Annotated in this window: 12 protein-coding genes; 6 read left to right on the forward strand and 6 right to left on the reverse strand. The window is 71.2% G+C overall.

From position 1 onward, the window contains the following. Positions 1 to 85: 85 nt before the first annotated feature. Both FNH08_RS33985 and FNH08_RS33990 read right to left on the reverse strand, forming a co-directional pair. Positions 86 to 541, reverse strand: a complete 456-nt coding sequence (locus FNH08_RS33985) for a hypothetical protein (RefSeq protein ID WP_322725955.1) — start codon at positions 539 to 541, stop codon at positions 86 to 88. Next, positions 538 to 1257 (reverse strand): ATP-binding protein, encoded by a 720-nt coding sequence (locus FNH08_RS33990; protein ID WP_322725956.1) that lies wholly within the window; start codon positions 1255 to 1257, stop codon positions 538 to 540. The genes FNH08_RS33985 and FNH08_RS33990 overlap by 4 nt, the downstream gene beginning before the upstream one ends. Positions 1258 to 1501: 244 nt before the next feature. Between FNH08_RS33990 and FNH08_RS33995 the strand changes: the two genes are divergently transcribed. The 3 genes from FNH08_RS33995 (at position 1502) to FNH08_RS34005 (ending at position 3557) form a co-directional block, all read left to right on the forward strand. Next, entirely contained in the window at positions 1502 to 2362 is an 861-nt protein-coding gene (locus FNH08_RS33995) for a helix-turn-helix domain-containing protein (protein WP_322725957.1), read from the forward strand. Continuing rightward, positions 2363 to 2635 carry a DUF397 domain-containing protein gene (locus tag FNH08_RS34000; protein ID WP_152775373.1) on the forward strand — a complete coding sequence of 91 codons (273 nt, stop codon included), beginning with the start codon at positions 2363 to 2365 and terminating at the stop codon, positions 2633 to 2635. It begins immediately after the preceding gene. 118 nt (positions 2636 to 2753) lie between these two features. After that, positions 2754 to 3557 carry an SAM-dependent methyltransferase gene (locus FNH08_RS34005; protein WP_152775374.1) on the forward strand — a complete coding sequence of 268 codons (804 nt, stop codon included), beginning with the start codon at positions 2754 to 2756 and terminating at the stop codon, positions 3555 to 3557. Between the two features lie 42 nt (positions 3558 to 3599). On the opposite strand, the gene FNH08_RS34010 is transcribed toward FNH08_RS34005, so the two are convergent. The 3 genes from FNH08_RS34010 to FNH08_RS34020 form a co-directional block, all read right to left on the reverse strand. Next, positions 3600 to 5087: a glutamate synthase subunit beta gene (locus FNH08_RS34010; RefSeq protein WP_152775375.1), complete on the reverse strand. Its 1488-nt coding sequence runs from the start codon at positions 5085 to 5087 to the stop codon at positions 3600 to 3602. 238 nt (positions 5088 to 5325) lie between these two features. Further along, on the reverse strand, positions 5326 to 5805 hold the full coding sequence (locus FNH08_RS34015; RefSeq protein ID WP_152775376.1) for an anthrone oxygenase family protein: 480 nt from the start codon (positions 5803 to 5805) through the stop codon (positions 5326 to 5328). A gap of 78 nt (positions 5806 to 5883) precedes the next feature. Beyond that, on the reverse strand, positions 5884 to 6567 hold the full coding sequence (locus FNH08_RS34020; RefSeq protein ID WP_152775377.1) for a DUF2293 domain-containing protein: 684 nt from the start codon (positions 6565 to 6567) through the stop codon (positions 5884 to 5886). A gap of 153 nt (positions 6568 to 6720) precedes the next feature. Between FNH08_RS34020 and FNH08_RS34025 the strand changes: the two genes are divergently transcribed. Both FNH08_RS34025 and FNH08_RS34030 read left to right on the forward strand, forming a co-directional pair. After that, positions 6721 to 7362, forward strand: coding sequence for a nucleoside/nucleotide kinase family protein (locus FNH08_RS34025; RefSeq protein WP_152775378.1), 642 nt, complete (start codon positions 6721 to 6723; stop codon positions 7360 to 7362). 130 nt (positions 7363 to 7492) lie between these two features. Beyond that, a complete protein-coding gene (locus FNH08_RS34030; RefSeq protein ID WP_152775379.1) occupies positions 7493 to 7921 on the forward strand; it encodes a CBS domain-containing protein in 429 nt (142 codons plus the stop codon). A 90-nt stretch (positions 7922 to 8011) separates the two neighbouring features. Here the strand turns inward: FNH08_RS34030 and corA are convergent, their stop codons facing one another. Next, positions 8012 to 9139 carry a magnesium/cobalt transporter CorA gene (gene corA / locus FNH08_RS34035; protein ID WP_152775380.1) on the reverse strand — a complete coding sequence of 376 codons (1128 nt, stop codon included), beginning with the start codon at positions 9137 to 9139 and terminating at the stop codon, positions 8012 to 8014. Positions 9140 to 9353: 214 nt separating this feature from the next. Here corA and FNH08_RS34040 point away from each other — a divergent pair, with 214 nt between their 5' ends. Further along, a complete protein-coding gene (locus tag FNH08_RS34040; protein ID WP_152775381.1) occupies positions 9354 to 10148 on the forward strand; it encodes a methyltransferase domain-containing protein in 795 nt (264 codons plus the stop codon). Positions 10149 to 10219: the final 71 nt, after the last annotated feature.

The raw sequence follows: 10219 nt of genomic DNA on the forward strand, positions 1-10219 counted from the left end.
CGACCCGAGACCCGCCCGCCACCACCGGCCCGGCCGGACAGCGCTCACGTGAACGGCGCTCAGGCACTCCGCGGCAGGTCCCCGCTCAGGCGCTGATCGGCCTCGTCCAGGTGGGCGTCGTCCCCGTCACCCGGCACAGGGCCAGGTAGAGCGGTATCGGCGGGGTGTACGGGATCGTGCCGGCGGGCTTGTGGATGAGGTCGGGGGCGGCCGGAGTGTCGGGCAGGACCGCGCCCGCCGTGTACCGGACGGGCTCCGGCCACTTCAGGGCGTAGTCGGAGTCGGAGGGCACGAGCCACCACCAGCGGGTCCCGTCGGCGTACACGCACCCCACGCGCGGCAGCCGCGGCAGCACCTCGGGTCCGAGGTCCGCCTGGACCCCGACCGCGTCGCAGCCCATGGGGGCGGTCATGCCCTCGGGCAGCGCGAGCCGCCGGAGCGCCTCCGGGGTCCGCTGACCGCGCCGGAGGCGGATCAGGGTGTCCAGGCACACCACCGGGGCCGTACGACCCGCCGCGTCCGCACCGGCCGACGCCCTCACACACTCCCCCGCTCTCGGCCGTGCTCGACCGCGGGGACCTCGACGGCCGCCGTCTCGTGGTACGCCTCCGCGCCGTTGCCCCGGTCCTCCGCCGGTGGCTTCTTCGCGCTCCAGCCCAGATCGGACCGGGGGGCCGTGTCCTGCCTGCGGCGGTCCGCGGGGGGTGGCACCGCGCGCAGGGCGCGCGCGGAGTCCGCCGGGCGCTGCGCGCTCTTGGAACGCTGAGCCGGGACGACCCTGCGCGGCAGGTCCGCCCAGACCAGCAGTCCCGGGCCGGCCTCCTGCGCGCCCCAGGCCCGGCACATGGCCTCGACGAGAAGCAGTCCTCTCCCGTGCTCCTCCTCGGCCCGCTGCGGCGAGGGATGCGGCTCGCCCGGAGCGCAGCCCTCGTCACGCACAGCTATCCGGACGAGGTCGTCACGGTCGTGCAGCTCGCAGACGACCCGGCGGCCGGCCGCGTGCACGATGGCGTTGGTGACCAGCTCGGAGACGACCAGTGCGGCCGTGTCGCAGGTGTCCTCGCAGAGCGCCCAGCCGGACAGCCGGGCGCGCGTCATCCTCCGGGCGTGAGCCACGGAACCCGGGTGCGCGGCCAGCTCGAAGCGGAACCGGCGTTCGACGGCCGCGTCGGGGCGCACCCCAGCCGCCGGTCCGGGTCCGAACCGGTCTGCGGCGGCATCTGTTCCTAAGGGCGCAGGCGGAATCACGTTAGCCACTATCTCCTCGCCGTGAACACTTGGCAAGAGTCACTCTGAAAATTGCAGAGTGCGGTGTGACTCTCTGAACGGTCGTGGCACACTGCTCGGTAACAGCACGTGACGCGGCGCCAGTTGGATCCCTGCACGAGTGCACAGGTGTGTGACCACGTAAACACGCACGGGCACGGCCAGGCTTCGGACGGGCGCCGCAGGGCTGTCGAGACCAGGAGGAGCAGCACAACGGGCCACGAGGAGGCGTGAGGTGAGCGAGCCGCGGTCCGCACCGACGGTCGGTCAGGTCGTCCTCGGGCGACGCCTGCTGGACCTGCGGGAGCGGGCGGGGCTGCGGCGCGAGGAGGCCGCACGCGTCCTGCGTGTCGCACCCGCCACGGTCCGCCGCATGGAGACGGCGGAGGTCACTCTCAAGATCCCGTACCTCCAGCTCCTGCTGAAGGCGTACGGGGTCTCCGACGAAGAAGCCGACGCCTACGTCCAGTTGGCCGAGGACGCCAACAAACCCGGCTGGTGGCAGCGGTTCCACGACATCCTGCCGGGCTGGTTCTCGATGTACGTCAGCCTGGAGGGCGCGGCGAGCACCATCCGCTCGTACGAACCCCACTTCGTGCCCGGACTGCTGCAGACCGAGGACTACGCCCGTGGCGTCCTGCGGTCGGGTGCCATCGGGCAGACCAGCCCCGAGGGCATCGAGCGTCACGTGGCGCTGCGCATGCAGCGGCAGGGCCTGCTCACGCGTGAGGACGCGCCCCGTTTCTGGGTCGTGATGGAGGAGACGGCACTGCGCCGTCCCGTCGGCGGCCCCGAGGTCATGCGCGCCCAGATCGACAGGCTGCTCGACGCCACGGAGTTGCCCAACCTGACGCTGCAGGTCCTGCCGTTCGACCGGGGGCCGCACCCCGGCACGTACGGGCCCTTCGTGCTGTTCCGATTCGCCGTGCCGGAGCTTCCGGACATGGTCTACAGCGAGTACCTGACCGGCGCCGTCTATCTGGACGCACGCAACGAGGTGGCGACCCACCTCGAGGTCATGGACCGCATGGCGGCTCAGGCCGCCACAGCACATCGCACGAAGGAGATCCTCCGGGATCTCCGCAAGGAGCTGTGAATGGATCGCATCAAGCCCCAGTACCACAAGCAGGCGCACATACGCGTCTACAACGGCATGCCCGCCCGGGAACTGGGCAGCGAGGGCTGGCACAAGCCGTGGAGCGGTGGCAACGGCGGCAACTGCCTGGAGGCGATGAAACTCGCCGACGGCCGGATCGCCGTACGCCAGTCCACCGACCCCGACGGGCCGGCGCTGATCTACACGCCCGACGAGATGAACGCGTTCATCAAGGGCGCGAAGGCGGGGGAGGCCGACTTCCTGCTGTCGTGAGTCCCTTGTTGAGCCAGCTGTTCAGCCGTTCAGTCAACTTTTCTGATTTTGGTAATGAATTGAGCGTGGACTTGGTGGAATCGATCGCCAACTGCCGTACCGACTTACGGAGTTCCCCATGACCGGGCAGGGCCCACTGAAGCTCGACACGAGCAAGCCGCATCCGGCACGGACGTACGACTGGTTCCTCGGCGGCAAGGACAACTACCCCGTCGACGAGGAACTGGGCCGCAAGATGCTCGCCCTCGACCCGCGGACGCCGGTGATGGCCAAGGTCAACCGCGCGTTCATGCACCGCGCCATACGCTGGCTGGCTGACAACGGTGTCCGCCAGTTCCTGGACATCGGCACGGGCATCCCGACCGAGCCCAACCTGCACCAGATCGCCCAGCGGGTCGCGCCCGACGCCCGCGTCGTGTACTGCGACAACGACCCGATCGTGCTGGCCCACGCCGCCGCCCTGCTGCGCGGCACGCCCGAGGGCGTGACCGAGTACGTACAGGGCGACGTACGGGAGCCGGACGCCATCGTGGAACGGGCCAGGGAGGTCCTGGACTTCACCCGGCCCGTGGCGCTCTCGCTCGTCGCGCTGCTGCACTTCGTCACCGACGAGGACGGCGCGTACGACCTCGTGGACCGGCTGCTGTCCCAGCTGCCCGAGGGCAGCTGTCTGACGGTGTCGCACGCCACGGCGGACTTCACCCCGGAGAAGTCGAAGGCGGCGGTCGAGACGTACCGGGCCGGCGGCATCAACCTGGCGCTGCGCTCCCGCGACGAGGTCGGCCGTTTCTTCCGGAACCTCGACCTCGTCGATCCCGGTGTCTCGCTGGTCACCGACTGGCACCCCGAGCTGGGCGGGCCCGTGCCGGGTCAGGAGGACGACGTCATTCCCGGGTACGGGGCAGTGGGCCGCAAGGTGTGACGTCGGGCCCGCGCGTGTGGAGTGGGCAGGCGGTCGGAGCCGCTACGCCGTCATGGGCCGGTCGTACGGACCGATCGGCGCCGGAAGCCGTGTCGCACCGGTCAGATGGCGGTCCACCGCGGCGGCCACCGCCCGTCCCTCCGCGATCGCCCACACGACGAGTGACTGCCCGCGGGCGGCGTCCCCGGCGGCGTACACGCCGGGCACGTCGGTCGCGAAGTCCGCGTCACGGGCGAGCAGACCACGCCGGTCGAGCGTGAGACCGAGCTGGTCGATCATCCCGTCCTCCCGGTCGGGCCCGGAGAAGCCGAGGGCGAGCAGGACGAGGTCCGCGGGGAGGGTGCGCCCGGTGTCCGGCAGCCGGCGTCGTGCGGCGTCCACCTCGACCAGGTGCAGCGCCCGTACATGCCCGTCCGGGTCGCCCGTGAAGCGGAGCGTCGAGGCCGCGAACAACCGGGCGTCCGCGTCCGCCGCCGGCGCGGTCTCCAGGTCGCGCGCCTCCTCGTGCGCCGCCGAGAGCCGGTAGATCTTCGGGTACGTCGGCCACGGCTCGGCGTCCTCGTCGCGCTCGGCCTGCGGCAGCGGGTAGATGTCCAGCTGGGTCACCGACGCCGCGCCCTCCCGCACGGCCGTCCCCAGACAGTCCGCCCCGGTGTCACCGCCGCCGACGATCACCACGTGCTTCCCGGCGGCCGACAGCGGCGAGACCTCGAGGTCCCCCTCGCACACCCGGTCGGCGAGCGGCAGGTACTCCATCGCCTGGTGGACACCGTCCAGCTCCCGCCCGGGTACATCCAGGTCACGCCACGCGGTGGCCCCCGTGGCGATCACCACGGCGTCGTACCGCGCCCGCAACTCGGCCGCCCCGATGTCCCGCCCGACCACGGTCGACGTACGGAACTTCGTGCCCTCGGCCCGCATCTGCTCCAGCCGGCGGTCCAGGTGCCGCTTCTCCATCTTGAACGCCGGGATGCCGTACCGCAGCAGTCCTCCGATCCGGTCGGCCCGCTCGAACACCACCACGGTGTGCCCGGCCCGCGTCAACTGCTGGGCCGCCGCGAGCCCGGTGGGCCCCGAGCCGATCACCGCGACCGTCCGCCCGGTGAGCCGGTCCGGTGGCCGGGGCGGCGCGAAGCCCTCCTCCCAGGCCCGGTCGGCGATGGCCACCTCGACGTTCTTGATGGTGACCGCGGGCTGGTTGATCGCCAGCACGCATCCGGCCTCGCACGGCGCGGGGCACAACCGCCCGGTGAACTCCGGGAAGTTGTTCGTGGCGTGCAGCCGGTCGCTCGCCGCCCGCCAGTCCTCCCGCGAGACGAGGTCGTTCCACTCGGGTATCAGGTTCCCCAGCGGACAGGCGTCGTGGCAGAACGGTATGCCGCAGTCCATGCAACGGTCGGCCTGCTTGCTGATGATCGGCAACAGTGCCCCGGGGACGTAGACCTCGTCCCAGTCCCGCACGCGCTCCTCGACGGGCCGGCGGGGCCATTCCTCACGGGGGGTGGTCATGAAACCCTTGGGATCGGCCATGGCCGTGTCCCCTTACGTAGCGTACGCGTACAGCTGGGCCGTACGACCTGCGGACTTGGGTCTGCGCGAGGCCGTACGCCTTCGGGCGGCACTCTCTTCCCGCCACGATACGTCGCGGTCGCCGTATCCGTCCCGACCGGCGCAGGCCCGTTCCGTCCAGGCACGCGCGCGCCTGTCACCCCCGGACTGCCCGGGTCGGCGCTCGTGCAGCCGCCTCAGGTCAGGGCGTGTATCCGCCTCAGGTCAGGGCGAGCACGTACAAGATCGCCGCCGCGGCCGAGGCGACGCCTCTGATGTGGTTCCACGTCGACCACTCGCTCACATACGTCGGCCAGTACGCGGCGGCCTCCGGCGTCCCGGCGTCCAGCTTGGCCAGGGCCTCGTTACGCGGCACGTTCGCGACCATGGTGACCCCGAAGCACCCCAACAGATACAGCGCGCTCCCGAGCAGCAGCTCCACCGTTCCCTGGTCCGGCCACAACACGAACGTGACCACCGCCAGCACGGAGCACAGCACGGCCGACCCGGCGAAGACGAGCATGAAGGGCGGCCTCAGCGCCGCGATGTTGATCGCCTGCATCGCGGCCACCCCCTGCGCGGGCGGCAGCGCGGCGAGCGCCCTCATCACGAACGCCGAGAACCCGCAGAACACCCCGGCGACCAGACCCGTCCCGAGTACACCCAGCACCGTCAGCACGTAGTACGGCCCATCGATCATGATCACTCCCGCGTCGTCCCCCGAAATCCAGAACCTGCCCGGCCCCTGCCGTCACCACAAGTGAAATGCCGTACGAGCTCAGTGACCATCCCGCCATGCCCGCAACGTCACCTCCACCACTCCCGCGATGCGCCGCCGTGCCTCGTGCCGGGGCACACCACTCATCAGCAACTCGTCGTACGGCGTGTCCAGATGCCGTACGGAGGCGATGACCGCCGAGGTCACGGCCACCTCGGACAGCGCCCGCCCCGCGGCGCTCCGCCCGACCCGCCCGCTGCCGCGCACCGAGGCGTGTGCCGCGATCGCCACCGCCCGCCCGGCGGGGCAGCCGGGAAACAGCCGCCGGATCTCCGCCGCGAACGCGTCCGTGAACCGCACGTCCTCCATCGCCCGCCGCCGCGCGTCCCGCACCCGGCGCCGTCGTCTCGCCTCGGCGTCCGCCAGGCACCGCTCCTCGGCCCGGGCGAGCGCCGCCTCCTCGACGAGGACGCCCTGCCGCTCGTACCGGCTCCTCCGCCGGTTGAACCGCACCACCACCGCGGACAGCCCGCTCTCCTCCCGCGATCTCCGCGTCAGCGCGGTGTCACCCCGCGGCAGGAACACCAGATGCCCGAGATCCACGCAGTCGAGACACCTCGGCACGCCGTCCTCCAGGACGAGCAACGCCAGCGGCCCGTTCCCGCAGTCGGCGCAGTGCTTCTTCCTGAGTGCCTGGATCACGACAAGCCCGGTGCGGACCGGGGGAGTTGCGAGTGCTGCCATACGCGGTTCATTCCCGGCTCGAGCGGCACTTCACCCAGTTCATGGCCTCATCGTCGGCCTCCGTCCGGTGACTCCCCGCCGCCCGTGCCGCACCCGAGCAGTCCGCCTCCCGCCCCTGACCGCTCTCAGGGCCGGGTGGCCCCGCGGGGCATCATGGGCCGTGTGCGACTCGAAGCGATCACCTGGGAACGGCTCGGCGACCTCCTCGCCGACCGCCTGCTCGACCTGAAGCCGGACGACGACAGCCCCTGGCCCCGCGTCGCCTTCGACGGAGCTCCCGCCGCCCGCCCCGGCGATCTCGCCCAGCGCGTCTCCGAGGCGCTGCGCGTGCGGGGCCGACCCTCGCTCGTCGTCGGCACGGACGGTTTCCTGCGCCCCGCGTCCCTCCGATTCGAACACGGGCACGAGGACGTGGAGGCGTACTACGGCGGCTGGTTCGACACGGCCGCCCTGTGGCGCGAGGTCTTCGGCCCCCTCGACCCCGGTGGCGACGGCCGTGTCCTGCCCGACCTGTGGGACCCCGCCACCGACCGCGCCACCCGCAGCCCCTACGTCCCACTCCCGCCTGGCGGGCTCCTGCTGCTGCATGGTCCCCTCCTCCTGAAGCACTGGTTCCCGTTCGACCTGTCGGTCCACGTCCTCCTCTCGGCGGGCGCCCCCCCCCGCCGTACCCCCCAGACCCAGCACTGGAAACTCCCCGCCTACGAGCGCTACGCGGCGGAGGCCGACCCGGCGGCGACGGCGGACCTCCTGGTGCGCGCCGACGACCCACGGCACCCTGCGTGGAGCGGCTGAGTCCCGGCGCCGCCCGGCCGGAACCGTGGCGCTCCGGGTGCGTTCCCCCGGCGGCGCGGCGAGAATGTTGGAGCCGGGACCAGCGGTGCGTCCCGCGCCGCGCCGGCCGTCCGGCAACGGGAGGTACTTCATGACCACTGCCGGAGACATCATGCACCGTGGCGCCCAGTGGATCCCCGCACACGAGACCCTGGACCGTGCCGCGCAGCTGATGCGCGAGCTCAATGTCGGAGCCCTGCCCATCAGCGACGAGAACGAAAGGCTCTGTGGCATCCTGACCGACCGCGACATCGTGGTGGGCTGTGTGGCCGTGGGGCACGACCCGTCACGCGTCACGGCGGGCGAGATGGCCAAGGGCACGCCGCGCTGGATCGACGCGAACGCCGACGTCAGCGATGTGCTCCGGGAGATGACGGGGCACCAGATCCGCCGGCTTCCGGTCATCGAGAACAAGCGCCTCGTCGGCATGATCAGTGAGGCCGACCTGGCCCAGCACCTGCCCGAGGAACAGATCGGTTTCTGGGCCGAGAGCGTCTACGCTAAGGGCGCCACGCGCTGACCCCTCGGGCCGTCGCCGGCCCGCTGGGAGCGCACCCTCGCCCGGTCCCCGGACGGTCGGAGCCCGGCCCTCCGTCCCGGGCGGGGGAGGTCACAGCCAGCCGTTGCGCTTGAAGCCCCGGTACAGCGCGGTGCAGGCGACGGCTATGACCACCCAGACCATCGGATAGCCGAGCTTCCAGTGCAGCTCCGGCATGTACTCGAAGTTCATGCCGTAGACCCCGCACACCATCGTCGGCACGGCGATGAGTGCCGCCCACGCCGTGATCTTCCGCATGTCCTCGTTCTGCGCGACGCTGACCTGGGCGAGGTGCGCCTGGAGGATCGAGTTCAGCAACTCGTCGAACGCGGCTATCTGCTCGGTGGCCCTCAGCAGGTGGTCGGAGACGTCCCGGAAGTAGGCCTGTATCTCCGGGGCGACCACCCGCTCCGGCCTGGTGGCGAGCTCCAGGACCGGACGGGCGAGCGGGGCCACCGCCCGCTTCAGCTCCAGCAGTTCACGCTTGAGCTGGTAGATGCGACCCGGGTCGGCCCGGGCGCCGTTCTCCGCGAACACGTCCGTCTCGACCTGGTCGATGTCCGCCTGGACCGAGTCCGTGACGTTCAGATAGTCGTCCACCACGTGGTCCGCGATCGCGTGCAGTACGGCGGCCGGTCCCTTGGCCAGCTGGTCGGGGTTCGCCTCCAGCTCCTCGCGCAGCGGTCCGAGCGAGCCGTGCCGGCCGTGCCGCACCGTGATCACGAAGTCATGGCCGACGAAGACCATGATCTCGCCGGTGTTCACCACCTCGCTGGTGGCCGTCAGCTCCTTGTGCTCGACGTAGCAGACGGTCTTGAACACGGCGAACAGCGTCTCGCCGTATCGCTCCAGCTTCGGGCGCTGATGCGCCTCGACCGCGTCCTCGACCGCCAGCGGGTGCAGCCCGAACAACTCGGCGATCCCCGCGAACTCACGCGCCGTCGGCTCGTGCAGCCCCAGCCAGACGAAGCCGTCGTCCGTCTTGCGGATGTGCTCGACGGCATCGACGAGGTCACGACCGCCGGGTGCACGCTCCCCGTCCTGATACGTCACGCAGTTGACCACCGCGGAGCCCAGCGGGGAGCGGGCCGGGTGGCTCAGATCGACCCGGGCACGGCGCCGTGCCAGCCGTGCCACTCTGCGGAGGCCGCCTACCCTGCCGAGGCCCGTCACCTTCCGCAGATTCCCTGCCATGGACATCTGGATCTCCTCGCGTGGATCTCCCCTGGTACGCGCGGTTCGCCTCCGGGACGCCCCGCGCTGTGCGCCTTGCCGCAGCCAGTCTGCCAGCACCGATCGAGTGACGGGTAAGCCTGTGGGAACGGAGTGTTCCGCTTCGTTTCCCGAGTTGACCCGGGTCGGCTGTGGGAGCGTCACCGCGCTGAACAAGGCAGATAAATGGGATGATCGCGGCATGACGCGAACCGATGAATATCTCCTCGACAACCAGCAGGCCGAGGCGGGAGCGCGCTTCGAGGCCTTCGCCACGCTTTTCGACCCGATCACGTTCCGGCACCTCCAGGACTTCGGTATCGGGTCGGGCTGGCGCTGCTGGGAGGTCGGCGCGGGGGGCACCTCCGTGATCTCCTGGCTCGCCAAGAAGGTCGGTCCGACCGGCAAGGTCCTCGCGACCGACATCGACACCTCGCTGATGACCTCGGCCGCGCGCCCGCCGGTCGAGGTCCGCGTCCACGACGTGGGCGCGGACGAACTGCCCGGCGAGGGCTTCGACCTCGTGCACGCCCGGCTCGTCCTGGTCCATGTGCGGGAACGGGAGCAGGCGTTGCGTTCCATGATCAAGGCGCTGCGGCCCGGCGGGCGGATCCTGATCGAGGACGCCGATCCGGCCCTCCAGCCCCTGCTCTGCCCTGAGGAGCACGGCCCCGAGCAGCAGCTGGCCAACCGGCTGCGCCAGGGCTTTCGCACCCTGCTCTCCGAGCGTGGCACCGACCTCGCGTACGGCCGCAGGCTGCCGCGGCTGCTTCGCGAGGCCGGCCTGCGTGGCGTACAGGCCGACGCGTATTTCCCGGTCGCCTCGCCGGCCTGCGCCGCCCTGGAGTCCGCGACGGTCCTTCAGGTCCGCGACCACCTGGTCTCCGCGGGCCTCGCCACCGACCAGGAGATCGAACAGCACCTCGCGAACGTGGCGTCCGGCAGCATGGACCTCGCCACGGCCCCGATGATCTCCGCGTGGGGGAGGAAGGCGTAGGTCCGGACGGACGGAGGTGCTCCGGACGGATGGAGGTGCCCACCAAGCCTGTTGGCCCTGCGGGTCCGGCG

The sequence above is a fragment of the Streptomyces spongiae genome, from assembly GCF_009377185.1.
In the GTDB taxonomy this organism is placed as follows: Bacteria; Actinomycetota; Actinomycetes; order Streptomycetales; family Streptomycetaceae; genus Streptomyces; species Streptomyces spongiae.

What these genes read in the sequence shown, in the direction of transcription:
- FNH08_RS34000 (WP_152775373.1), top strand. Translation starts at nt 2,363, where the DNA reads ATGGATCGCATCAAGCCCCAGTACCACAAGCAGGCGCACATACGCGTC.
- FNH08_RS34005 (WP_152775374.1), top strand. Translation starts at nt 2,754, where the DNA reads ATGACCGGGCAGGGCCCACTGAAGCTCGACACGAGCAAGCCGCATCCG.
- FNH08_RS34010 (WP_152775375.1), bottom strand. Translation starts at nt 5,087, where the DNA reads ATGGCCGATCCCAAGGGTTTCATGACCACCCCCCGTGAGGAATGGCCC.
- FNH08_RS34015 (WP_152775376.1), bottom strand. Translation starts at nt 5,805, where the DNA reads ATGATCGATGGGCCGTACTACGTGCTGACGGTGCTGGGTGTACTCGGG.
- FNH08_RS34020 (WP_152775377.1), bottom strand. Translation starts at nt 6,567, where the DNA reads ATGGCAGCACTCGCAACTCCCCCGGTCCGCACCGGGCTTGTCGTGATC.
- FNH08_RS34025 (WP_152775378.1), top strand. Translation starts at nt 6,721, where the DNA reads ATGGGCCGTGTGCGACTCGAAGCGATCACCTGGGAACGGCTCGGCGAC.
- FNH08_RS34030 (WP_152775379.1), top strand. Translation starts at nt 7,493, where the DNA reads ATGACCACTGCCGGAGACATCATGCACCGTGGCGCCCAGTGGATCCCC.
- corA (WP_152775380.1), bottom strand. Translation starts at nt 9,139, where the DNA reads ATGTCCATGGCAGGGAATCTGCGGAAGGTGACGGGCCTCGGCAGGGTA.
- FNH08_RS34040 (WP_152775381.1), top strand. Translation starts at nt 9,354, where the DNA reads ATGACGCGAACCGATGAATATCTCCTCGACAACCAGCAGGCCGAGGCG.